25 protein-coding genes, 1 tRNA gene, 1 pseudogene and 1 riboswitch are annotated in these 23130 nt (G+C 64.2%); of the genes and pseudogenes, 9 read left to right on the top strand and 18 right to left on the bottom strand.

Annotated elements, in window-relative coordinates; all coding sequences use genetic code 11:
- Positions 1-40: 40 nt before the first annotated feature.
- Positions 41-1096 carry a phosphoribosylformylglycinamidine cyclo-ligase gene (gene purM / locus ACTJLC_RS04635; RefSeq protein WP_073428193.1) on the top strand — a complete coding sequence of 352 codons (1056 nt, stop codon included), beginning with the start codon at positions 41-43 and terminating at the stop codon, positions 1094-1096.
- Between the two features lie 62 nt (positions 1097-1158).
- Here purM and miaA read toward each other — a convergent pair whose 3' ends face one another.
- The gene (gene miaA, locus ACTJLC_RS04630; protein WP_114163415.1) at positions 1159-2106 is read right to left on the bottom strand and encodes a tRNA (adenosine(37)-N6)-dimethylallyltransferase MiaA; all 948 of its coding nucleotides are present in this window, start codon (positions 2104-2106) and stop codon (positions 1159-1161) included.
- Positions 2107-2149: 43 nt separating this feature from the next.
- On the bottom strand, positions 2150-4177 hold the full coding sequence (gene mutL / locus ACTJLC_RS04625) for a DNA mismatch repair endonuclease MutL (protein WP_114161912.1): 2028 nt from the start codon (positions 4175-4177) through the stop codon (positions 2150-2152).
- 193 nt (positions 4178-4370) lie between these two features.
- On the opposite strand from mutL, the gene ACTJLC_RS04620 reads away from it, so the two are divergent.
- Positions 4371-5042, top strand: coding sequence for a DedA family protein (locus tag ACTJLC_RS04620; RefSeq protein ID WP_073428190.1), 672 nt, complete (start codon positions 4371-4373; stop codon positions 5040-5042).
- A 114-nt stretch (positions 5043-5156) separates the two neighbouring features.
- On the opposite strand, the gene ACTJLC_RS04615 is transcribed toward ACTJLC_RS04620, so the two are convergent.
- The 13 genes from ACTJLC_RS04615 to ydfG all read right to left on the bottom strand — a co-directional run bounded on the left by ACTJLC_RS04615 (position 5157) and on the right by ydfG (position 16216).
- Positions 5157-5525, bottom strand: a complete 369-nt coding sequence (locus ACTJLC_RS04615; protein WP_114161913.1) for a hypothetical protein — start codon at positions 5523-5525, stop codon at positions 5157-5159.
- A gap of 340 nt (positions 5526-5865) precedes the next feature.
- Positions 5866-7665 carry a chloride channel protein gene (locus ACTJLC_RS04610; protein ID WP_114161914.1) on the bottom strand — a complete coding sequence of 600 codons (1800 nt, stop codon included), beginning with the start codon at positions 7663-7665 and terminating at the stop codon, positions 5866-5868.
- A gap of 78 nt (positions 7666-7743) precedes the next feature.
- The gene (locus ACTJLC_RS04605) at positions 7744-8157 is read right to left on the bottom strand and encodes a MarR family winged helix-turn-helix transcriptional regulator (RefSeq protein WP_073428187.1); all 414 of its coding nucleotides are present in this window, start codon (positions 8155-8157) and stop codon (positions 7744-7746) included.
- Between the two features lie 85 nt (positions 8158-8242).
- Complete coding sequence (locus ACTJLC_RS04600) at positions 8243-9418, bottom strand: HPP family protein (RefSeq protein WP_310130495.1); 1176 nt, start codon at positions 9416-9418, stop codon at positions 8243-8245.
- 224 nt (positions 9419-9642) lie between these two features.
- Positions 9643-9718, bottom strand: a tRNA-Lys gene (locus ACTJLC_RS04595).
- 183 nt (positions 9719-9901) lie between these two features.
- Complete coding sequence (ybgF, locus tag ACTJLC_RS04590) at positions 9902-10651, bottom strand: tol-pal system protein YbgF (RefSeq protein WP_073428185.1); 750 nt, start codon at positions 10649-10651, stop codon at positions 9902-9904.
- Positions 10652-10670: 19 nt separating this feature from the next.
- The gene (gene pal, locus ACTJLC_RS04585) at positions 10671-11180 is read right to left on the bottom strand and encodes a peptidoglycan-associated lipoprotein Pal (protein WP_073428184.1); all 510 of its coding nucleotides are present in this window, start codon (positions 11178-11180) and stop codon (positions 10671-10673) included.
- Between the two features lie 31 nt (positions 11181-11211).
- The gene (gene tolB, locus ACTJLC_RS04580; protein ID WP_073428183.1) at positions 11212-12504 is read right to left on the bottom strand and encodes a Tol-Pal system beta propeller repeat protein TolB; all 1293 of its coding nucleotides are present in this window, start codon (positions 12502-12504) and stop codon (positions 11212-11214) included.
- 137 nt (positions 12505-12641) lie between these two features.
- Entirely contained in the window at positions 12642-13649 is a 1008-nt protein-coding gene (gene tolA / locus ACTJLC_RS04575; protein ID WP_073428182.1) for a cell envelope integrity protein TolA, read from the bottom strand.
- The gene (gene tolR, locus ACTJLC_RS04570) at positions 13646-14089 is read right to left on the bottom strand and encodes a protein TolR (protein ID WP_073428181.1); all 444 of its coding nucleotides are present in this window, start codon (positions 14087-14089) and stop codon (positions 13646-13648) included. The genes tolA and tolR overlap by 4 nt, the downstream gene beginning before the upstream one ends.
- Positions 14090-14099: 10 nt before the next feature.
- On the bottom strand, positions 14100-14777 hold the full coding sequence (gene tolQ, locus ACTJLC_RS04565; RefSeq protein ID WP_007179119.1) for a protein TolQ: 678 nt from the start codon (positions 14775-14777) through the stop codon (positions 14100-14102).
- A 154-nt stretch (positions 14778-14931) separates the two neighbouring features.
- Complete coding sequence (gene ybgC, locus ACTJLC_RS04560) at positions 14932-15411, bottom strand: tol-pal system-associated acyl-CoA thioesterase (RefSeq protein ID WP_073428180.1); 480 nt, start codon at positions 15409-15411, stop codon at positions 14932-14934.
- A 58-nt stretch (positions 15412-15469) separates the two neighbouring features.
- Positions 15470-16216, bottom strand: coding sequence for a bifunctional NADP-dependent 3-hydroxy acid dehydrogenase/3-hydroxypropionate dehydrogenase YdfG (gene ydfG / locus ACTJLC_RS04555; protein WP_073428179.1), 747 nt, complete (start codon positions 16214-16216; stop codon positions 15470-15472).
- Positions 16217-16454: 238 nt separating this feature from the next.
- A riboswitch (ZMP/ZTP riboswitch) is annotated at positions 16455-16563 on the top strand.
- Between the two features lie 166 nt (positions 16564-16729).
- Between ydfG and glyA the strand changes: the two genes are divergently transcribed.
- The 7 genes and pseudogenes from glyA (at position 16730) to ACTJLC_RS04520 (ending at position 21663) form a co-directional block, all read left to right on the top strand.
- Positions 16730-17977, top strand: a complete 1248-nt coding sequence (gene glyA, locus ACTJLC_RS04550) for a serine hydroxymethyltransferase (protein WP_114161917.1) — start codon at positions 16730-16732, stop codon at positions 17975-17977.
- Between the two features lie 6 nt (positions 17978-17983).
- Positions 17984-18466, top strand: a complete 483-nt coding sequence (gene nrdR, locus ACTJLC_RS04545) for a transcriptional regulator NrdR (RefSeq protein WP_012431825.1) — start codon at positions 17984-17986, stop codon at positions 18464-18466.
- Between the two features lie 199 nt (positions 18467-18665).
- Positions 18666-19232, top strand: a complete 567-nt coding sequence (locus ACTJLC_RS04540) for a GspH/FimT family pseudopilin (RefSeq protein WP_167449645.1) — start codon at positions 18666-18668, stop codon at positions 19230-19232.
- Positions 19229-19675 (top strand): type IV pilus modification PilV family protein, encoded by a 447-nt coding sequence (locus tag ACTJLC_RS04535; protein ID WP_114161918.1) that lies wholly within the window; start codon positions 19229-19231, stop codon positions 19673-19675. The genes ACTJLC_RS04540 and ACTJLC_RS04535 overlap by 4 nt, the downstream gene beginning before the upstream one ends.
- Positions 19676-19830: 155 nt before the next feature.
- Positions 19831-20613: pseudogene (locus tag ACTJLC_RS04530) on the top strand (PilW family protein); the annotation flags it as partial.
- An 89-nt stretch (positions 20614-20702) separates the two neighbouring features.
- Entirely contained in the window at positions 20703-21215 is a 513-nt protein-coding gene (locus ACTJLC_RS04525) for a pilus assembly PilX family protein (protein ID WP_244219958.1), read from the top strand.
- A 10-nt stretch (positions 21216-21225) separates the two neighbouring features.
- Entirely contained in the window at positions 21226-21663 is a 438-nt protein-coding gene (locus tag ACTJLC_RS04520) for a type IV pilin protein (protein WP_083084524.1), read from the top strand.
- 46 nt (positions 21664-21709) lie between these two features.
- On the opposite strand, the gene ACTJLC_RS04515 is transcribed toward ACTJLC_RS04520, so the two are convergent.
- From ACTJLC_RS04515 to ACTJLC_RS04505, 3 genes are all read right to left on the bottom strand, one after another.
- Positions 21710-22180 (bottom strand): DUF3318 domain-containing protein, encoded by a 471-nt coding sequence (locus tag ACTJLC_RS04515; RefSeq protein WP_073428173.1) that lies wholly within the window; start codon positions 22178-22180, stop codon positions 21710-21712.
- A 118-nt stretch (positions 22181-22298) separates the two neighbouring features.
- Complete coding sequence (locus ACTJLC_RS04510; protein WP_073428172.1) at positions 22299-22685, bottom strand: phage holin family protein; 387 nt, start codon at positions 22683-22685, stop codon at positions 22299-22301.
- Positions 22686-22821: 136 nt separating this feature from the next.
- On the bottom strand, positions 22822-23124 hold the full coding sequence (locus ACTJLC_RS04505; protein WP_028198798.1) for a DUF883 family protein: 303 nt from the start codon (positions 23122-23124) through the stop codon (positions 22822-22824).
- Between the last annotated feature and the right edge of the window lie 6 nt (positions 23125-23130).

The following is a 23130-nucleotide window of genomic DNA, read 5'->3' as shown; positions in this document are numbered from 1 at the left end:
CGGGTAAAATCGCATTTTACCGACCTTCTCGCTCTTCCCCATGAATCAACCGAAATCCGCCCCTGACGCCCAAGGTTTGTCGTATCGCGACGCCGGCGTGGACATCGACGCGGGCGACGCCCTTGTCGACGCGATCAAGCCATTTGCCAAAAAGACGATGCGCGACGGCGTGCTGGGCGGCATCGGCGGGTTCGGCGCGCTGTTCGAAGTGCCGAAGCGCTACAAGGAGCCGGTGCTGGTGTCGGGCACCGACGGTGTCGGCACGAAGCTGCGCCTCGCGTTTCAACTGAACAAACACGACACCGTCGGCCAGGACCTGGTGGCGATGAGCGTGAACGACATTCTCGTGCAAGGCGCCGAGCCGCTGTTCTTCCTCGACTACTTCGCGTGCGGCAAGCTGGACGTCGGTACGGCGGCCACGGTCGTGAAGGGTATCGCATATGGTTGCGAACTGGCGGGCTGCGCGCTGATCGGCGGCGAGACGGCGGAAATGCCGGGCATGTATCCGGACGGCGAGTACGATCTGGCCGGCTTCGCGGTCGGCGCGGTCGAAAAGAGCAAGATTATCGACGGCAGCACGATCGCCCCCGGCGACGTGGTGTTGGGGCTGGCTTCGAGCGGGATTCATTCGAACGGTTTTTCGCTGGTGCGCAAGATCATCGAGCGCGCGCAGCCTGATCTGAATGCGGATTTCGACGGCCGCTCACTCGCCGACGCGCTGATGGCGCCCACGCATATCTATGTGAAGCCGTTGCTCGCCGTGATGCAGCAGATCGCCGTGAAGGGTATGGCGCACATTACCGGCGGCGGGCTCGTCGAGAACATTCCGCGCGTTTTGCGTGAAGGCCTGACGGCTGAGCTGGATCATCGCGGCTGGCCGTTGCCGCCGCTGTTCTCGTGGCTGCAAAAGCACGGCGGCGTGGCGGATGCCGAAATGCACCGCGTGTTCAACTGCGGCATCGGGATGGCGGTGGTGGTGTCCGCCGCGGATGCGGACGCGGCGATCGGGCTGTTGTCCGCAGCCGGTGAACAGGTCTGGAAAATCGGCGCGATTCGCGAAAGCGCGCCGGGCGAAGCTCAAACGGTCGTGGTTTAACCCAAGGCTCGTTTGCCTGCGCGGCGTGGAAGTTTCAAGCGCCGCGCGGAGCCGATAGCGATTCAGATCAACGCTTCAATCACATCGAGCACCCGCGCGGTAGCGTGCGGGTCGCAGCAATCGATCACTACCCGCTCAGTCATGCTCCGCAGCCACGTAAGCTGCCGCTTGCACAGTTGCCGCGTAGCGAAGATTCCCTTGTCCCGCATGGTCGAATAATCGACGGCTCCGTCGAGATATTCCCATACCTGCCGATAGCCCACGCAACGCATCGACGGCATCTCCGGCGACAAATCCCCACGCTCGCGCAGTTTCACCACTTCATCGACGAAGCCGCCCGCCAGCATCGCGTCGAAGCGCTTTTCGATGCGCGCGTGCAGCACGCTTCGATCGGAAGGTTCCAGCGCAACCGGCACGAAGCGCCACGCCGAAGCGGCGTTGTCCACCCGAGCCGGCGCGGCCAGCAACGCGGACATCGGCTGGCCGGTCAACATGAACACTTCCAGCGCCCGCTGAATCCGCTGCGAATCGTTTGGCGCAAGACGAGCGGCCGTCACGGGGTCGAGCGCGGCAAGCCGCGCATGCATTGCGGGCCAGCCTTCGCGCGCGGCATCGGCGTCGAGCGAGGCGCGAAGCTCGGCGTCGGCGGGCGGCAGGTCGTTCAGTCCTTGCGTGAGCGCCTTGTAGTACAGCATGGTCCCGCCGACCAGCAACGGCACTCGCCCGCGCGCGCTGATCTCGCCCAGCAGGCGCAACGCATCCGCGCGAAATTCGGCCGCTGAATAGGCGTTGGCCGGATCGACGATGTCGATCAGATGATGCGGCGCCGCCGCGCGCTCTTGCGCCGTCGGTTTTGCCGTGCCGATGTCCATCTCGCGATAGACCAGCGCCGAATCCACACTAATGATTTCCACCGGCCGCCGCGCGGCCAGCGCGAGCGCGGCGGCGGTCTTGCCGGATGCGGTGGGCCCCAGTAGGCAAGCGACCGGCGTGGCAGTGCGTGAAGTCATGGGGAAACCGGCGCGCGGCGATTGAGCGTGATCGAGCGCACCGCTATTGCCCACGCATGAACAGCCGATCGAGATCGGAGAGCGTCAACTGATACCACGTCGGACGCCCGTGGTTGCATTGATCGGCGCGCTCGGTCGCTTCCATCTGGCGCAGCAGCGCGTTCATTTCATCGAGCGTCAGGCGCCGGTTCGCCCGCACCGCGTGATGGCAGGCGAGCGTGCCGAGCAGTTCGTGCTGACGCTCGGTCAACACGCGCGAGCCGCCGAACGCGTGAAGGTCGGAGAGGACCGCGCGCGCCAGCGCCTGCAGATCGGCGTCTTTCAAAAGCGCGGGCACGGCGCGGATGGCGAGCGTGGTGGGCGACAGCACCGCTAGGTCGAAGCCGAGCGCGTCGAGCGTGTCGCGCTCTTCCTCGACCGTGCCGATTTCGATCGGATCGGCCTGCATCGTCTGCGGAATCAGCAGCGGTTGGACGGCGATCGTGCGATCGGCCAGCGCGTTCTTGAACTGCTCGTACAGAATGCGCTCGTGCGCGGCGTGCATGTCGACGATCACGAGGCCGTGCGCGTTCTGCGCGAGCACGTAGATGCCGTGGATCTGGCCGAGCGCGAAGCCGAGCGGCTGTTCGTCGGCGACGTTGAAGGCGGGTGACGCATAAGGCGCGGAGGCGTTGTACGGCGCGGTTGTTTCCGTGGCCGAGTCGCGCGCTTCGAAGAGCGTCGCGCCTTCCACTGCGCCGGCGTTTGTGTCTCTGCGGCCGAACAGCGCGTCGTAAAACGCCAGCGGTTGGGCAACGGGCAAGGTGCCTTGCGTCATGCGCGCCTGGCGCATCCATGTGTTGCCCGGCTGTGACGACGAGCCAGATCCGCCACCGAAGCCGCCTGCGCCCGCGCTCGTACCAAAGCTGGCGGCACCCGCTGCACCTAACGGCGTGGCGCCGAACGAAGCCGGCCCGCCCATCGACGCTTCCAGATGCGCCGCATGTCCGCCCGCCGTCGTTTCCGGCGACGCGCCCGCATGCCGCGCCAGCGCGCGCTGTACCGCGTGGAACACGAACTGGTGAATCGAGCGCGAATCGCGAAAACGCACTTCGATCTTCGACGGATGCACGTTCACATCGACGGCTTCAGGCGGCAGATCGAGAAACAGCACGTAGGACGGATAGCGGTCGCCGTGCAGCACGTCTTCATAAGCAGCGCGCACGGCGTGCGTGAGCAGCTTGTCACGCACGAAGCGGCCGTTGACGAAGAAATACTGCTGGTCGGCGCGCCCGCGGCTCGCGGTCGGCAGACCCGCGCAGCCGTAGACGGCGAGCGGTCCGGCGGATTCGTCGAGCGGCAGATGCGCCGTTGCAAATGTCTCGCCGAGAATCTTCGCGACTCGCACGGGTGGTTCGCTGGCGTTCCAGTGTTCGACCGCCTTGCCGTTATGCAGCACCGAAATCGCCACGTCCGGTCGTGCCAGCGCCGCGCGGCGAATCTGTTCGAGACAATGGCCGAGTTCGGTTTGCTCGCTCTTCAGAAACTTGCGGCGCGCGGGCGTGTTGAAGTACAACTCGCGCACCTCGATCGTGGTGCCCTGGGTGCCGGCAGCGGGGCTCAGCACGCCGGTTTGCGCGTCGACGCGCACCGCATGCGGCGCGTCCGCGGTGCGGCTCGTGATGTACATCTGCGCGACCGACGCGATCGAGGCTAGCGCCTCGCCGCGAAACCCCAGCGTGGCGACCGCTTCCAGTTCGGCAAGCGAGCGGATCTTGCTGGTCGCATGACGCATCAGCGCAAGCGCCAGTTCGTTTTCGGGAATGCCGCAGCCGTCGTCGGTGATCGAAATACGTTTGACGCCGCCTTCGTCGAGCATGATGCGCAAAGTCTGCGCGCCCGCGTCGAGCGCATTTTCCAGCAACTCCTTGACCACCGAAGCGGGCCGCTCGACCACTTCGCCGGCCGCGATCTGGCTGATCAACTGGTCGGGCAGCGGCTGAATCGCGCGCAATGGGCGTGGGGCGGGCGCAGCGGCGGAAACCGCGGCCGCGGCGGTGGTGCCGGCAGACGTTTCGGAGAATTCGGACATGGCGAAATTATAGCGATTCGGCACCGCCGGCCCCGAGGCGTCCGAGCGGCCGGACTTTTTTAATTGCGGCCGGGCACTTTCGGTATCATGACGCGGTCAATTGCGGGGCGGTGAGCGAGTGCTCGTCGCCTTCGCTCGCAGGCTCGCAGAGCTATTCCCCGCCGCGCTCACATTCGCTCAATAAAGGACGCCTTTGGACACGTTGCTACATTTCGCCAATCTTGTCTTGCACATCGACAAGTTTCTGGGAGACTTCATTCACGTGTACGGCGCCTGGGTCTATGCGGTGCTGTTTCTGATCGTGTTCTGCGAAACAGGGCTGGTCGTCCTGCCGTTTTTGCCCGGCGACTCATTGCTTTTCATCGGCGGTGCTTTCTGCGCGACCGGTGAAATGAACGTTGGCTTGCTGATCGTGCTGCTGCTCGTCGCGGCAATCAGCGGCAACACGGTCAACTATATGATTGGGCGGGCCATTGGACCGCGGGTGTTCAATTCGCACATCCCTTTTCTCGAGCGCTTTCTCGACCGCAGCGCATTGCAGAAGACCCACAATTTCTACGAAAAGCATGGCGGCAAGACCATCGTGCTGGCGCGCTTCATTCCGGTAGTGCGGACCTTCGCGCCCTTCGTTGCGGGCGCGTCCGAAATGACGGTGAGCCGGTTTCAGCTTTTCAACGTTCTCGGCGCGTTGTTGTGGGTGTTGCTGCTGGTGTTGCTCGGCTATTTCTTCGGCAACATTCCGTTCATCCGCCAATATCTGAATGTGATCGTGCTGGTGGGTATCGGCGCGGCAATCGTGCCGGTTCTGCTCGGCGCGCTGTGGAAGATGATGCGCAAGGACGCCTCCAAGCCCGGCACCCGCTGACGCTTCGCCGCTGGTGTAGCCGGAACGACAAACGGCGTCGCGAATCTCGCGACGTCGTTTTTTTTCGCTCCCTCGGGCGATTTTGCAAAACAATTGATCGCAAAGGGCGTCGCGTTACATCGGCAGATGCGATTCCGAATACGGCGAAGTGCGGATGACAAGCGAGTCACCGGCTTTAGCCTGGCGCGAGCGGCGCGACAGATAGCGCCAGCCGAAGGCGGCGATCCCCGCAAGCCCATAGGCGCCGGCGCGTTGAAAGAACGCAGCACGCGTGCTGAACTGGCCGTAGCGGTTTTGCGCATCGGCGAATACGAGAAAGGTCAGCGCGGCATCGAACAGCAGTGCGGCCAATGCGAGCCCGACAAACACATGCGGCCCATTGAGCGTCGCGCCCGGTATCAGCCGGTTGCATAGATGACAGACAATCAGCACGGCCGCCAGCAATGCGAGGTTTGAGACAAGATTGAACAGGAAATTGGCCATCTCGACGGAATGAAAGCGCAGGGGGCTGCGGCGTTGCCAGAGCGTCTACTCACGCGGTATCACAGCCTGTTTCGCTGGATCGGCGGCGATCATTGCACGTCTTGATGTCTCAATAAATGTTCACGTTTGTTGTCCGTTGTATCTATCGGTGCTGGTTAAGACGCGTGTAGGAGTGCGGCTCTTGTTGTACGTGCAATGACGACGAACGCTCTGGGATTGTTCGTTTCGACTGTGGGAAATGCAGTCATGTCATTCCGATTCAGCGCGATTTGCAACGGCTCACGGCCCGTTGCCCGCTCGCTCGCGCGACGAAAATCGCGCCCGGTTAGGGCTGGCGCGCTCAGCCGGCACGCCGCACCGGCGACAGGCGGCGCTTTGCCGAGCGTGGGCCGAGACGCCTGAAGCGTTCCTTCTTATGCTCTTCGTCGAAATGCGCGAGCGACGGCTTCACCAGATCGCTGCGGGACACGATGCCGACGAGCCGCCGCGTGTTTGCATCGTCCACCACGGGCACGCGTTCCAGGTTATGAACCGCAAGCCGCGTTGCCACCAGGCGGCAAGTTTCGCCCGGCACCGCGACGACCGGCGCACGCGTTTTCATCAATTCGAGCAGCGTGGTCGCGGCGCCAGCGCCGTCGCGCTCGGCGCGCGCACGTTCGAGCGTCGCACGCTCGACCACGCCCGCCACCTTGCCCGCATCGATCACCGGATACGCCCGATGCATTTGCGTCGCGCCGAAGTACTTCGCTAGCGCTTCGCCCACCGTCAGTTGGGCATCGATCGTTTCCACTTCGCGCGTCATCACCTCGTCGATGTAATGACGTTCGAGCGGATCGACGCCGTATTCACGATAAATGTGATAACCGCGGCGCGCGATTTTCTCGGTCATGATCGAGCGTCGCATCACGACCGTCGCGAAGCCGTGCGCGACCAGCGTGGCGGCGAGAAGCGGCAGCAACGCATTGCTGTCGTGAGTCAGCCCGAAGGCGAACACGATGGCGGTAAGCGGCGCGCCCAGCGTCGCACCGAGCGTGGCCGCCATGCAGACGAGCGGCCACAGCGCGGGGTCGCTGCCCGGCAGCAGATGGCTCATCACCACGCCTAGACCGGCGCCCAGCATCAGCAGCGGCGCGAGCACGCCGCCCGACGTGCCCGAACCGAGCGCGACGACCCACATGACGGCTTTCACGAGCAACAACGCAAGCGCCGCCTGCAATGCCAGATGCAGATGCAACAGATCGCCGATGACGTCATACCCGACACCGAGCGCGCGCGGCTCGATAAAGCCGCCGATGCCGACCACGAGGCCGCCGAGCGCGGGCCACCACATCCAGTGAATGCTCAGCTTGCCGAACAGGTCCTCGGTCTTGTAGAGCGCCGCGGACAGCCCCGCTGCCAAGGCTCCCGAGAGCAGCCCGGCCAGCACGCACGCGAAAAGCGATAGTGCGCCGGGCGGCGTCGTTTCAAGCGGAAACAGCGGCCCCGCGCCGAACAGCGGTGCCCGCGCGAAACCCGCCACCGCGCACGCCAGCGCGACGGGCAAGAAACTGCGCGGCCGCCATTCGAACAGCAGCAACTCGACCGCAAGCAGCACCGCCGCGACCGGCGTGCCGAACACCGCGGTCATGCCGGCTGCGGCGCCCGCGACCAGCAGCGTCTTGCGTTCCGCCGCGCTCACGCGCACGCACTGCGCGATCAGCGAGCCGAGCGCGCCGCCCGTCATGATGATCGGGCCTTCGGCGCCGAACGGGCCGCCGCTGCCGATCACGATGCCCGAGGACAGCGGCTTGAGCACCGCTACCTTCGGCGACATGCGGCTCTTGCCGAACAGGATCGCCTCGATCGCTTCGGGGATGCCGTGGCCGCGAATCTTTTCCGATCCGTAGCGCGCCATCAGGCCGACGATCAGCCCGCCCGCCACCGGCACCAGCACGACCCATGCGCCTAGCGTGTTATGCGACGGCGAGCGGTCCGCGAAGGACAGCGCGCCGAAGAAAAACAGGTTCGTGAACAGGTGAATCAGGCTCAGCAGCGCGAAAGCCGCCAGCGTACTGATTGCGCCGATGCACGCGGCCAGCAGGGCGATGCCCGGCAGGCGGCGGTTGGCGGCGAAGTCGCGTTTGTAGGTGTCGGCGGTCATGGTCGGGGCGGTGGTGGGTTAGCGGGCCGCGGCGGGTGGTCGAACGCGGTGGTCGAAAGAAAAGCGGCTCAAAGACGCCTAAAGATCGATCTGCGGAACATTGAAAGCGCCTTCGAGCGACTTCAGTTCGGCGCGGTGCAGTGCGGCCAGCTTCGCGAGCGTCTTTTCGCCGGGCTTTTGCAGATGCACTTCCACCTGGCGGCGATCGGTCTCGCTGACCTTGCGCTTGACGAGGCCGAGCGCTTCACAGCGCGACACCAATGCCACCACACCGTGATGCTGCGCTTGCAGCCGCTCGGCCAACTCGCCGATCGTCGCCCAGTCGCGCCGCGGATAGCCTTTGATGTGCAGAAGCAGCAGATATTGCAAGGGCGTGATGCCTTCGCTCTGGGCGGCCTGTTCGGAGAAGCGTTCGAAGCGCCGCATCTGATAGCGGAACTCGGATAGCTGCTCGAAATCGGCTTTGCCAAGCTCGCGAGGGTGAGGCTTCATGGGCGGCTCGTGGAAAAGGGTGCGGCTATCTTTGTCATGACGTGCGATTTCGGGGCGTAGTGGGGCTGAGCGAAGTCGGTTCGAATCAGGCGGCGGCGCGCTGTTGTCGCGCTGGTGCTTGCAGTTGCCTGTGCGGCTGACGATACAAACCGGCGATCAGGTCGGCCTGGGTCACCATGCCGGCCAGTCGTCGCGTCTCGCTGTCCAGCACCGGAATGTGGTGATGTCCGAAGTCGGCGAAAAGCGGCACGAGGTCCGCGATCGAGGTGGAGGTGTCCACCGTGCGCACCTGGGTGGTCATCAGCGCGCCCACGACGGGTTCGCCGGCGCGCCGGCGGCCAAACAGCTTGTGGCGGACGCTGGTGAACATGCCGAACTGCTGACTACTGCCGAGGTCGGCCCGTGTGACGATGCCGATCACATGTTGCGCTTCGTCCGTTACCGGCAAGGCTTTCACGCCGTGGCGTTTCAGGATGCTCCACGCGGTCGCCGCACGCGTTCCCGCCGACACGGTGATGACGCCGCGCGACATGATGTCCGCGCACGTCAGTTCGTCGAAAGTGCGAGCGTAGGTTTGCAACTGCAATGCACGTAGCAGGGATTCGAGGTCGTCGGGCGCGATGTCGAGCAGTTCGCCTTGCCGCTTGAGCACGGCGTCGAGATCCGCACGCGTGAAGCCGGAGCGCGGCTGCGCGGTCGCGGCCGTTTTGTCGCCGTGGTGCCGCGCGGAATGGGGATAGCGATGCCCGGTCAGCGTGTGATAGACGATCGCGGCGCAGAGCAGCGCAGCCGATTGGAGCGCGATCGGTTCGATCACGAAGCCGTAACCTAGCGAATGCACGGCCGGGCCGCCCAGCACGGCGGTGAGCGCGACCGCTCCGGACGGCGGGTGCACGCAGCGCAGCGCAAACATCGCGCAGATCGCCGCCGCGACGGCAAGCGCCGCCGCCGGCAAGGGATCGTGGACCCAGATGGCGCACGTGACGCCCACCGTCGCGGAAACGAGGTTGCCGCCGATGATGGACCACGGTTGCGCAAGCGGACTCGCCGGCACGGCGAACAGCAACACGGCGGAGGCGCCCATCGGCGCGACCAGCATCGGAATGTTGCCGCTCGAGCCGAGCAGAAGATGAGTGACGGCGCCGGTGAACGTGATGCCGATGAGCGCGCCGAGGCACGAACGAAAGCGCTCCTTCCATTCGATGGCGATGGTGGGCGGAGCGAAGCGGGCGAGCCAGCGAATGACGGCGGAGTGCAGCAAGATCGGATCGGTAGTGAGTGGCTTGAAGGTTTGTGCCGCGGCGCGTGAGGCTCTTTCAGAAGCCGGGCGCGCAGAGCGAAAGCGTCGATTATATGTGATTGTGATATAAATTGTCGCGGCAGATCGGGGCGCGATTTTTGACGCCGCAAATGAACAAAGTTGGAAAAGGATGCGGAAAAAGAAAAGGGCTTACGACGCAAACGCGTGTAAGCCCTTGAATCTTTTGGTAGGCCGTACGGGATTCGAACCTGTGACCAACGGATTAAAAGTCCGCTGCTCTACCAGCTGAGCTAACGACCCAAAAGAGAAGCGAAATTATAGCGATAGCGCGTGTCGGCTGTCAACCGATGGTGGTTGGCCAAGCTATCGGCACTTCAGATAGTGAAAAACCCGGGTAGCGATACCCGGGTTTTTCAGCGAGAGGCGCGCGTGGCTTTGACGTCGGACACTGCGCGTGACTGCCAACTGCGAGGAACTTCTGCGCTACTTGATTTGCGACAGCTTGCTCTGAGCCGACTGCGCGACATCCGAGCCGCCATATTGCGCGACGATCTGTTCGAGCGTCTTCTTGGCCGCGGCCTTCTGACCTTGCTCGAGCTGATTGTTCGCAATCGCGAGCAGCGCTTCCGGCGCACGCGGATGTTGCGGGTAGTTCTTCACCACACCTTGCCACGTCGCCGTCGAGCCCTTGTAGTCGCGCAGCGCATACAGCGCGTTGCCGAGCCAGTACTGAGCGGTCGGCTGATAAGGGCTATTCGGATACTTGGAGATGAAGCTACGGAACGACGCCGCCGCGTTCTTGAAGTCGCCGCTGCGGAACTGTTGCGAAGCCGCATTGAACGACTCGGTTTCGCCCGGCTGCACTTCGCCCTGGACCCCGTCCACCGTCTGTTGCTGCGGCTCGAATTTCTTCAGACGCGTATCAAGATCGGTGTAGTAGTCCTTCTGCTGCTTTTGCACCGCGGCGAGCTGGTTGGCCATGTCCTCGTTCTGCCCGCGCAGCGTGGCGACCTGCTGATTCAACTGGTCGAGACGGTTGGACTGATCGAGGATCGTGCGTTGCGCGGCCGACAACTGGCTCGACAGGCTTTCGGTCTTCGAGCGCAGATCGAGAATGGCCTGGCGGGCCTGGTCGTCGTCGAACATGCCCGCATGCGCGGGCACAGCCGCGAAGGCCGTGCCCGCGACGCAGGCCGCTGCGGCAAACCGCAGCCAGGAGAAACGATGCGTCATTCGGCTCATCACCCGTTACTTACTGTTGGTACACGAGGTCGGCGCGGCGGTTCTGTGCCCACGACGATTCGTCATGACCCGTGGCTTGCGGCTTTTCCTTGCCGAGGCTCACGGCTTCCATTTGCGAGTCCGTCACGCCCATCAGCGACAACGAACGGCGCACGGCTTCAGCACGCTTCTGGCCGAGCGCCAGGTTGTACTCGCTCGTACCGCGTTCGTCGGTGTTGCCCTGAATCAGCACGTGGCGTTGCGGATGGCTCTTCAGGTATTGCGAGTGTTGCTGGAGCAGCGACTGATAGTCGTCCTTGACCGAGTAGCTGTCGAAGTCGAAATAGATGCTGCGCTTGGCGAGCGGGCTGTTCGGATCGTTCAGCGGATCGACGTTGACCTGTGCGACATCGGTCGGGTTCGGTTGCGTGCCGATTGCACCGCCCTTGTTGGCGTTTTCGTCGAGCTTGACGCCCGAGTGACATGCGGCCAGCGCACCGACCATCAGAACGGCAAATGCGAAACGAAGCTTGGACATCATTTTTTACTCTCCTTGTGTTATTGCATCAACGTTATTGCATAAACGGGCCCCAGGACGGCTCGCGCACGCTGCCGCCCTGAACGGACAGGACCTGCCGGGTGCGACCATCGGTCGATACCGCGGCCAACACGCCACGGCCGTTCACCTGTGTGGCGTAAAGAATGTACTGACCGTTCGCCGCGAAGCTCGGCGATTCGTCATGTGTCGTGTCCGTCAGACCCGTGGCCGTATTGCCTTGCAGGTCCTGGATATAAAGCTTGAATCCGCCGCCGACGCGCGAAATATACGCGAGTTGCTTGCCGTCGGGGCTGACGCGCGGGCTCGTGTTGTAGCTGCCCGTGAAGGTGACGCGCTGCGCGCTGCCGGCGCTTTCGCCTTGGGCCGACATCTTGTAGATCTGCGGTTGGCCGCCACGATCGCTGGTGAAATAGATCGACTGGCCGTCAGGCGAGAAGGTGGGTTCCGTGTCGATCGAGCTGCCTTGCGTCAGACGCCGCAGCCCGCTGCCGTCCGCATTGACGGCGAAGATCTGGGTGTTGCCGGTGCGCGAGAGCGCGACGGCCAGCGTGCGGCCATCCGGCGACCACGCCGGTGCGCTGTTATTGCCCTTCTGGTCGGAGACCACGACGCGACGGCCCGTGGGCAGATCGTGGATATAGACGATCGGCTTCTTCTTCTCGAACGAAACATAAGCGACCTTGGTGCCGTCGGGCGACCATGCCGGCGAGATGATCGGCTCAGGGCTCGACAGCGCGATGTGCGCGTCCTGGCCGTCCGAATCGGAGATTTGCAACTGATAACGGCCGCCGGTCTTGATGACGTACGACAGGCGCGTGGCGAACACGCCGCGCCCGCCCATCAGCTTCGCGTAGATGTAGTCCGCGACCTTGTGCGCGCTCATGCGCAAGCCGCTTTCCGGGCTCACCAGGACGAGGCCGCCGAGGCTTTCCTGTTTGACCGTGTCGTACAGCTTGAAGCGCACTTCGTACTGGCCGTTCGGCAGACGGTTCACACTGCCCGACACGAACGCATTGGCGCCCTTGGCCTTCCAGCTGCCGAGGTCGACGGACGCCGTTTCCGGCACCGGCGTGCTGCCCGCGTCGATGTTGGTGAATTTGCCGCTGCGTTGCAGATCCTGCCGCACGATCGTGCTGACCTGTTGCGGCGAGTTCGCTTCATTGGCGAAATTCGCCGTTGCGATCGGAAACTGGGTGGACCCGACGCCCGTCACGAGGACGTTGAGTTGTGCGTTGGCGGCGCCGCCGACGGCGATCAGGCACGACGCTACAAGTGTCCGCAGGCCTAGCTTGGTCATCAAACTCATGCTGTATGGATTCCCCAAAAACGGTTTTACTAACGCTTCACAACAGCAGACAGACCCTCGAACCTTTATTTCGTTCCCCGGCGCGCCACGCTGGGCGGGGCGCCGCGTCTGCTGTCAACTGACTGTCAAGGCCTTCGTCAACCTGCCGGGCGCAGCGTGATCTTGAAGCTGCCCGGCGTCTTGCCGTCGATGTCCTGAGGCATCGGATCGGAACGCTGCACGGCGCGCAACGCGGCGTCGTCCCACGCGGGGTTGCCGCTGCTGCGCGAGATCGTTGCGCTCAACAAGGTGCCCGTCGGCGAACAGCGCACGGAGATCACCGTCTCCAGGCCTTCCGTTTCGCCGCCCCACGTAATGTTCGGGCGCACCACGCGACGCACCTTGTCCGCGTAACCCGGCGACGCCGCCGTGCCGCCCGAGCCGCTGCCGGTGCCGCTCTTCGCAAGCCCGTTGCCGGTCGAGCCTTCGCCGCCCGCCATGCCTTGCATTTGCGCGAGACGCGCGCGACGTTCGGCATCGAGTTTCTTCGCTTGCGCGGCAGCCTCGGCCTGAGCCTTGGCCTTTGCCGCCTTCTGCGCGTCCGCTTTCTTCTGCGCTTCGGCTTCGGCCTGTTTTTGCTGTTCCTGCTGCTGTTCCTTCAATTGCTGCTGTTTCTGCTGCTCGGCCAATTGCTGTTGCTTGAGCTTGTCGGCCTGCTGCTGCTGTTGCTGCAACTGCTTCTGCTTGAGCGCCGCGGCCTTTTGCGCCGCCTGCTCCGCGGCGAGTTGCTGCTGACGTTTCGCCTCGGCTTCCTGTTGAGCCTGCAATTTCTGCTGACGCTGCTGCTCGGCGAGTTGCGCCTCGCGCGCGGCCTCCTGCTGCTTGCGTTTCTTCTCCTGCAACGCGATGTCAGCCTGTTCATCGGGCAGCGGCGGGGCAGGGGCCACCGGCACGGGTGGAGGCGGAGCCGGGCGCGGGATCGCCGTGTCCGGCACCTCGGTCCAGAGCTCCGCTTCAGCGCCTTCCGGCGTACTGTTCTGCCACTGGATGCCGTGGTACAGAAAGAACCCGAGCAGCGCGTGCATCACCAGAGCGAACGCAAAGGCTCGCCCGGTGCCGCGTTCACGCGGCGGCTGGAGCGGGTAGTCGGAATTCTTGCGGATCATTGCGATTTGACGAGCAATCCAACGCGTTTGACGCCCCGGGCTTTCAGCTCGGACATCACGTTCATCACGACTTCGTACTTCACGGTCTTGTCGGCGGCGATCACGACAGGCTGGTCAGGATGCGTTTGCGAACGGTCGGTGATGAAGCCGTTGAGGTCGGCTTTCGTCATGTTTTCCTGCTGCTGCGCGCCCGCGTCGTCTTTGTACTTGACGCTCATGTTGCCGTCCGCGCGGATATTCACGATCACGGGCGGGGTTTGCTGCTGCGGCGCGGCGCCGCCGACGGTCGGCAGATTGACGATCGACGGGGCGACGAGCGGCGCGGTCACCATGAAGATCACGAGCAGCACGAGCATCACGTCGATGTACGGCACGACGTTGATGTCGGACATCGCGCGGCGCGAACGGCCGCCACGCATACTGGAATGTGAGCCTGCCATCTTGGACCCCTTACTGTGCCTGGCGCTGCAGGATGTTCGAGAACTCTTCGATGAAGGTCTCGAAGCGGATTGCCAGGCGGTCGATGTCGTGCGCGTAGCGGTTGTAGGCAACCACGGCCGGAATCGCGGCGAACAGGCCGATCGCGGTGGCGGTCAACGCTTCGGCGATGCCCGGCGCGACGTTCGCAAGCGTGGCCTGCTGGACGTTGGCGAGACCGCGGAACGCATTCATGATCCCCCAGACCGTGCCGAACAGACCGATATACGGGCTGACCGAACCCACCGAGGCGAGAAACGCGAGATTGGCTTCGAGCACGTCCATTTCACGCTGGAACGCGGCCCGCATGGCGCGGCGTGCGCCGTCGAGGATCGCGCCCGGATCGTTCAGGCGTTTTTCCTTGCCCTTCAGGAATTCGCGCATGCCGGATTCGAAGATCCGTTCCAGCGCGCCGATCGTGTGGCGATTGTTCGCGGCGCTCTGATAGAGCGCCTGCAGGTCGCCGCCCGACCAGAAATCGCGTTCGAAGCGTTCAGTTTGCGCGCGCGCCCGGCGGATCGCAAACCACTTGCGGAAGATGAAAGTCCACGACAACAGCGACAACAACAGCAGCAGGGCCATGACGGCCTGCGCCAGCAGGCTCGCATTGAGTACGAGGGAAACGATCGACAGATCTTGTGTAGTGTTCATAAAGGTTCGTTTTAACGTCCCGGAAGGGGGCGTCCGGCTGCAAGGCCATCGAAGCCTGCCGTGAGCAAAACGGCAGCATCGGCGACGCTGCAAGCCGAACCATGCTTTGTGCTGCTTGATCGATACGAGTTCACCGGCCCCGTAACAACGAGGTTCAGTCGTTGTCCGTTGACACCCCGCCTTCGCCGATGCCCGGCCCGCGGCGCAACGCAGCGAGTACCGGCGGAGGAATCGCGGCCGGCCGCAGCGCGGTTCGCTCGACGCAGCCGACCCGGATGGAGCCGACCGCAAGCAAAGTGCCGTCGCGCCATGCTTCCTGCGCGAAGTCGACCGAGGCGCGGCCGAGCCGCTCGATCCGGCTCACGACGTTGACGACATCGTCGAGCCGCGCAGGCGCACGATAGTCGACCGCCGTGCTGCGCACGATGAAAATCGCGCCCGTTTCGTTCGCGAGCCGATTCTGGTCGACGCCGCACGCGCGCAGCCATTCGGTTCGCGCCCGCTCGAAAAATTTCAGGTAGTTCGCGTAGAACACGATGCCGCCGGCGTCGGTATCTTCGTAATACACGCGGATCGGCCATGTGAAGCCGATTTCCGTGCCGGGCTGGCTGGTCGACATATTCATGCGGCGCATTTTACCGGAACGCACACCAGGAGGTCTGTTTCAAGATGTGCGTCCCGCCTGGCGGGCTTTAGCCGCGATGAATGGCCAAACCGGCGAATGATTGCGCGACCGGCATCAGCTCGATCGTGTTGATGTTGACGTGCGCGGGGCGCGTGGCGATCCAGTAGATCGAGTCGGCGATATCCTCCGCCGTGAGCGGTTGGACGTTCTCATAGACCTTGCCGGCTTTTTCGTCGTCGCCGCGAAAACGCACGTTCGAGAATTCGGTGCCGCCGCACAGGCCCGGCTCGATGTCGGTCACGCGCAGCGCGGTGCCGGCCAGATCGGCGCGCAGGTTCAGGCTGAACTGGCGCACGAATGCCTTGGTGGCGCCGTAGACGTTGCCGCCGGGGTAGGGCCAGCGGCCGGCCACCGAGCCCAGGTTGAAGATATGCCCGCGGTTGCGCTCCACCATGCCGGGCAGGAGCGCGTGCGTAACCTGCACGAGGCCGGTGCAGTTGGTCTCGATCATCGTGTTCCATTCGTCGAGGCTCGCCTTGTGCGCCGGCTCCACGCCGAGCGCAAGGCCGGCGTTGTTCACGAGCACGTCGAGCGCCGCGAAATCGGCTGGCAACGCGGCCGGCACGGCTTCGACGGCGGCGCGGTCGCGCACGTCGAGCTCGTAAGGCAGAAGCGCGTCGCCGAGTTCGTCGGCGAGCGCCTGCAGGCGGTCCTTGCGGCGCGCGGTGGCGACGACCCGATGGCCGCCCTTCACGAAAGCGCGAGCGATGGCGGCGCCGAATCCCGCGGACGCTCCGGTGACGAACACAATCATTGCAGTTCCCTGGTCGGTTGGAGAGAAAGGCCCCAAGCCTACTTCCAATGCGGCGCTGCGGCAAGGATGAACCAGCCTTACAAGCGGCTCTGGGAGGGATGCGGAACGGCCTCCGGGCCGCCCTTCCTCAGACGTTTGCGCGCCGCATACAACGACGCCATGGCCCGCTTCGGAAGTGCCCGCGGCGGCGGCGGGAAGCCGGTTGCCTATTCGATCCTCTTCCAATAAACTAACGCGCTCATCCCTGCGTGACTGGCGATAGAACCGGTTCAAGCAATCGGGTTCAAGGTGGAACAACCCACCGTGAAGCGCAGGGTGCCGTTTTGCCGTTCGCCTGGGCAGCCGTGATCCGCGCGCATCGATCTGCGCTGACGGTGGCTGTCCTGCCTCGCGTGTGCGGCGACTCTCCTTCCGCCACGTCTGGGCTGGCCCAGCCGCCAGCAGCGCCGCGTACCCTCTACGCAAGATTCGGCGCACAATCCGGTCAACCTGAAAACACTCAACGGAATCCGTATGTTTGACAGAGCCCAAAGCACCATCGCCAACGTCGATCCTGAACTCTGGAAAGTCATCGAGCAGGAAAACCGCCGTCAGGAAGAGCACATCGAACTGATCGCGTCGGAAAACTACACGAGCCCGGCCGTGATGGCTGCGCAAGGCTCGCAACTCACCAACAAATACGCCGAAGGGTATCCGGGCAAGCGCTACTACGGCGGCTGCGAATTCGTCGATATCGCCGAGCAGCTGGCGATCGACCGCGTCAAGCAACTGTTCGGCGCAGAAGCCGCGAACGTCCAGCCGAATTCGGGTTCGCAGGCGAACCAGGGCGTGTTCTTCGCCATGCTCAAGCCGGGCGACACGATCATGGGCATGAGCCTCGCGCACGGCGGTCACCTCACGCACGGTTCGCCGGTCAACATGTCGGGCAAGTGGTTCAACGTGGTGAGCTATGGCCTGAACGAGGCCGAAGACATCGACTACGACGCAGCCGAGAAGCTCGCGCAGGAGCACAAGCCGAAGCTCATCGTGGCGGGTGCGTCCGCATTCGCGCTGCGTATCGACTTCGAACGCCTGTCGAAGATCGCCAGGTCGGTTGGCGCCTACTTCATGGTCGACATGGCGCATTACGCGGGTTTGATCGCCGCCGGCGTCTACCCGAACCCGGTGCCGCACGCCGACTTCGTCACCACCACCACGCATAAGAGCCTGCGCGGCCCGCGCGGCGGCGTGATCCTGATGAAGGCCGAGTTCGAGAAGCAGATCAACTCGGCAATTTTCCCCGGCATCCAGGGCGGTCCCCTGATGCACGTGATCGCCGGCAAGGCCGTCGCGTTCAAGGAAGCGCTGTCGCCGGAATTCAAGGCGTATCAGCAGCAGGTCGTCGAAAACGCACGCGTGCTGGCCGAAACGTTGGTCAAGCGCGGTCTGCGCATCGTCTCGGGCCGTACCGAAAGCCACGTCATGCTGGTCGATCTTCGCGCGAAGAAGATCACCGGCAAGGCAGCGGAAGCGGCGCTCGGCGCCGCGCACATCACGGTCAACAAGAACGCGATTCCGAACGATCCGGAAAAGCCGTTCGTGACGAGCGGTATCCGTCTCGGCTCGCCGGCCATGACCACGCGCGGCTTCGGCGTCAAGGAAGCGGAGCAGGTGGGCAACCTGATCGCCGACGTGCTGGACAACCCGGAAGACGCCGCCACGCTCGAACGTGTGCGCGCGCAAGTCGCCGAGCTGACCCAGCGCTTCCCGGTCTACCGCTAAGCCGTCATGCACTGCCCCTTCTGCCGTCACGCCGATACGCAGGTCGTCGACTCGCGCGTGTCCGAAGACGGCGCGACGATTCGGCGGCGGCGCCGCTGCCCGGCCTGCGACAAACGTTTCACGACGTACGAGCGGGTCGAGCTGGCGTTGCCGTCGGTCGTCAAGAAGGATGGCAGCCGCACCGAATTCGATCGCCGCAAGATCGTCGCGAGCATGCAACTGGCGCTGCGCAAGCGGCCGGTGGCGGCGGACGCGATCGACGCGGCGGTCGCCCGAATCGAGTATCTGTTGCTCGGCAGCGGCGAGCGCGAGGTGCGCAGCGAGCGCCTCGGCGAACTCGTGATGAACGAGCTGCGCGCACTCGACACGATTGCCTATGTTCGCTTTGCCTCCGTCTACCGGCGCTTTGAAGACGTCTCCGAATTCGAGGACGTCATCGAGGAATTCCGCCGCGCCTCCTCGCCTCCCAAGCCTTCTCGCAAGCGCTAATCGCTGTCGCGCCTCGCGTCGTGTTCGAGGTGCCGTCTTTTGCCGCGTTGTCTCGCGCATTCGCATCTCCCGCTCCCCATGATGTTTGGTCGCGTGCATTTTTGCGCGGGATGGCGTCTGAGCGCCACCTGGCCGTTCGGCCGATTGTTGGCGCGTTTGCAAATCGCTAGATTGGCTGCATTCTTTGTAACGAGCAGGGATGCAGATGAAAGCGGATGCGTTTTTCATGCGGCCGTGCCGCGGCTTCACGCTTGTCGAAACACTGGCCGTCGTCGCGCTGCTGGCGGTGATCGCGGTGATGGCAACGCCGTCGTTCGTCGCGTGGCACGTGCGCGATCAGGTCGACGCGCGCACGAAGGCGCTCGCTTCAACGCTCGCCTATGCGCGCAGCGAAGCGCTACGACGCGGCGCACGAGTCACGGTGTGCCGGATCGACGCGGCGCGGCATTGCCTCGCCGCCGGGCAACCGTGCGGCGATGGCGTGACCGACTGGTCGTGCGGCTGGGCGGTGCTGGCCGAGCGGGGCAGCACGGTGTCGCTGTTGCGCGCGCATCCTCTGCTGGCGGCGGTAAGCATTGTCGGCACGCAAACGAATCTCACGTTTACGCCGCCGGCGGGACAGTTGATCGGCACCTTTCGCAGCTTTGATATCGGACCGCGCGCGCCATCCAAGGCGACGCAGGGAGACAAGTGGCGACGTTGCCTACGGATCGCGGCGGGCGGCCGCGTGCGGATCGTCGAAGGGGCATGCGGGGCGGAGTCATGAGGCGATATTCACAGAGCCGATGGTCAAGCCGCCGCGGATCGAAACGCCGCGGCAGCACGCTGATCGAAGTCATGCTGGCCGTCGTGTTGATGGCCGTCACGGCCCTCGGGTTGATCGCCGGTCAGGTGTGGAGCGCGCGCGAAGCTCGTGCGATGGCGATGCGCGAACACGCGGCGTGGATCGCCGACTCCGTCGCGGAAACGATGCGCGAGCCCTCCGCTGGCGACTCCGCGATCAGGCAATGGAGCGTGCATGCAGCCGCTCTTCTGCCGCAAGGTCAGGCCTCGGTGGCTGAAAGTGGCGGCGTCTCTTTTGCGCGCGTCACATGGGCGTCCGTGCGAGACATGCCAGGTGCCGACGACGTGATCGACAAGCCCGAGTCTTGCGGCGGCGTGGACGTCCCTGCGGGTTCCTCATGCGTTGCGCTGGCGTTCGCGAAATGACGCGGCGCCTGTATCGTGCACGCGCCCAACGCGCCCAACGCGCCCAACGCGCCCAACGCGCCCAACGCGCCCAACGCGCCCAACGCGCCCAACGCGACCAACGGGACCAACGCGACCAACGGGACCAACGCGACCAACGCGACCAACGCAGCCAACGCGGCCATACGCTGGTCGAGTTTGTAATCGCCATGGCGCTGGGACTGGTGGTGACCGCGGGTGCGGTGTCGCTGTATACCACGCAGCGCTCCGCATTCGAACACGCGGGCGATGCGATGCGCATTCGCGAAGCCGGCTTGACGGCGCTTACGCTGGTTGGCCAGCAATTACAAATGGCCGGCTTCGTGCCCGCGGACGTCGCGCGTTACAACAGTCCGCCGCCCTTGTTCGGATGTTCGGGCGGTCGCCCGACAGGGGCCGACGACAGTCTTGCCTGCGAGACGTTGCCCGGTCACTCGGACGGCGTGGCCGTTCGTTACGTGGGAGACAACGTTTCCACGTGGCCCTCCGCGAGCGGACAAACAACCGACTGTCTCGGTCAGGCCGTGGCGAACAGCGGCGCGGTGCTCGGCGACCAGGGCGTGCCCGTGGTCAATCGATATTTCGCCCGCGTCAGTGGTTCGACGGGCGAGCCCGAGCTTTACTGCGAAGGCAGCGGCAGGGTGGGATTCGCGCAGCCGCTCATCGAAGGCGTCGAACGGGTGCGGCTCAAGTACTGGCTGGCAGGCGCGCCGAGCGCGGTCGACGCTTCGGCGGTGACGGCCGATCAATGGGCCAGCATCGTTGCGGTCGATCTCTGTGTGCTGGTGCGCGGCGCGCCACGGAGCCAGCGCTTGCCCTACGTCGATTGCGACGGCGTCAGCATGCCTGGGGCGGATTCGCGCGCTCGGCAGGCGTTCTCGCGGCGAGTCGCGATACGCAATCATGCGGAGGCCTCTTGATGGTGAAACGTCGAAGCAAACTGGCGTTGCGCTGCGCTTGCGGGAAGCATTCACGAGGCCGCGAGCAGCCGCAATATCTCGGACGCATCATGCGCATGGCAGGCGGCCGATTCCGCGATCGTCAAAGCGGCGCAGTCCTGCCAATCGTCCTGCTGATTTCAGCGATGATGCTGACCACCTCCGCGGCATGGTTCGAAACGTCGCTTGCGGCGGCGCGCGTCACCACCAACGTGCGCGATTATTTGCAGGCGTTTCATGCCGCCGATTCAGCGTTGCTCCTGTGCGCGCGCAGTGCCATCGCGGCAGCATCCGTGACGCCGATGCCGGCCGCGCCCGGAGAGCCGGCGCAATGGAAACTCGAAGCCGCCTTCGAGGCGAACGCCGTCGCGCCCCTTGCGCAATGGCCAGGATCGGTGCGCGCGCCGCAATGCCTGATCGAAGCCTGGCGTCTCGGCACCCGCGCCGATGCTCGAGCCTATCTGCTGACCTCGCGTGGCTTCGGCCGTAACAACGAGTCACAGGTCTGGCTGCAGATGCAACTGGTCATCGAGGACGAAACGATCGAGCGTCATTGGCGCCACGTCGCCGCACGGCCATTCTGACGGGAGGTCCATGACAAGGCTGCACACATCCGCATTCACGCTGCTCGAACTGATGATCACGCTGGCGATAGTCGCCACGCTGGCAGTGTTCGCCGTACCTTCGTATCGCGATCACGTCGCGCGAACGCATCGCATCGACGCCGCGTCCGCCCTTTATCGCGCCGCGCAATTCGTCGAGGGCGCGGGCGCGGCAAGCGGCAGCGCATCCACGCTGTTGCCGGGCATGGACCAGGCGCCGCAATTCGGCGCGGCGGTCTACCGGCTGCGCGTGCTGCAGGCGGACGATTCCAATGGTGGCTATTCGATAGAGGCCGCGCCGAGCGAAACCGGTCCGATGCGTGACGACCCCTGTGGGGTTTTCACGCTCGACGCGACGGGGCAGCGAGGCAACAGGAATGGAGCAAACGGTGTGGCGCCGGCAAGCGGCGAATGCTGGAATACGGGCTAACCACGCAGAGGCAGGGCTTATGCCGGAAGCAATGCCGCGCTCACCGTTACGGGTTCGATTCGGTCTTGACGGTACGGGGCGCAGCGGAATCGCGCTTCATTTGCTGCCAGATCCGATACGCTTCCCATGCGGCAAGCGCGAGGCCGCCCCACTTCAGTGCGGGTTTTGCACCTGCCGCGACGGTTGCACGCAGCGGTTTGGCGAGAACCAGCGAGGCGATCGAACTGATGAGGGGATACTGTTTGAGGAGCACGCCAATGGTCCCCGCGTTGATCAAGCTCGACTTCGTTCCTTTGCCCACGCGCACGCCGCCCAAGCCCGGCAGAATAAACTTGAGCCAACTGAAATGCGTGACCGCCTGCCGCAATTCGATGGTGGCCTGAGCGAGTTCCATGCGCTCCACATCCGCGCGCACCAGCAGCAATTCCTTGCGCAACGCTCGCAAGTGTGGCGCGCTCAGATCCTTGGCCGGTTGGCGCTTGGCACGGAAGGCGGTATCGGAATGGCTTTGGCTCATGGTGTGTCGGCGGCAGTGAAGGTGGTGCAGTCAAACGGCGCTGCAAATCGCTCGAAATCCCAACGAAATCCCAACGCAAGCGCCGGGCATCGTAGCGACACCCGTTGCGCGTGGGTTGTCACGGTTTGCGGAACACGTCGCGGTCTTTTTCGAACTCCGCAAGGGTGGCCTCGAACACCAGCGGTGCGTTGCGCAAACCGCTGCGCGCTTTCAGCGCACAGACGAGTCCCGCAATCGCATACACGGCGGTAATGCCGGCGAGCGCCTGCCATCGGTAGGTGTCCCAGAACGCAATGGCGATCAGCGCGGTCAAGGCGATCAAGGCCATCGTGGCGAGCATCATGGCGGCGAGACCGAGGAATAGCACGGCGAGCAGCCGGTCTTTTTCCTCGGCGAGCTCGATGCCGACCAGTTCGAGCCGCGTTTGCAGAATGGCGAACACCGAACCGACGATGCGGCGTAACGGACTATGTTCTGCGCGCTGTGTTTGTGTTTCGATCGTCATGGCTGTGGGCGTTGCGCGTGATGGCCTGGGCGGCGCGTGCAAAGGTGCGCGCCAGGAGAAACGGACCGGCCAGGCATGCGCCGGTCCGCTCGATTTACCAGTGGGCCGGACGCGACCGTCCGGCAGCGTCACCGTGTTACTTGCGGTTGATCAACAACCCCAGCAGCACGCCCGCACCCGCCGCGATGCCGATCGATGCCCACGGATGCTCGTGCACGTAGTCGTCGGTGGCGCGGGCGGCCTTCTTGCCTTTTTCGACCACCACGACCTGGACGTCAGCCGCCTTTTCCTTCGCCTGTTTCAGACGCGTAAGCGCCGTTTCACGCAACTCCGAGGCGCGCTCGCCGGTGGCGCTCGCGGCCTGTTTCAGCAAATCTTCAGCGTCCGCGAGGACCGTTTTGATATCCGACATCAATCTCTCCTTGTTGACTTCCGACATTGACAG

This window comes from Paraburkholderia sp. 22099, assembly GCF_052045835.1.
Classification (GTDB): Bacteria; Pseudomonadota; Gammaproteobacteria; order Burkholderiales; family Burkholderiaceae; genus Paraburkholderia; species Paraburkholderia terricola.
This window is presented reverse-complemented; position numbering and strand designations above follow the sequence as displayed.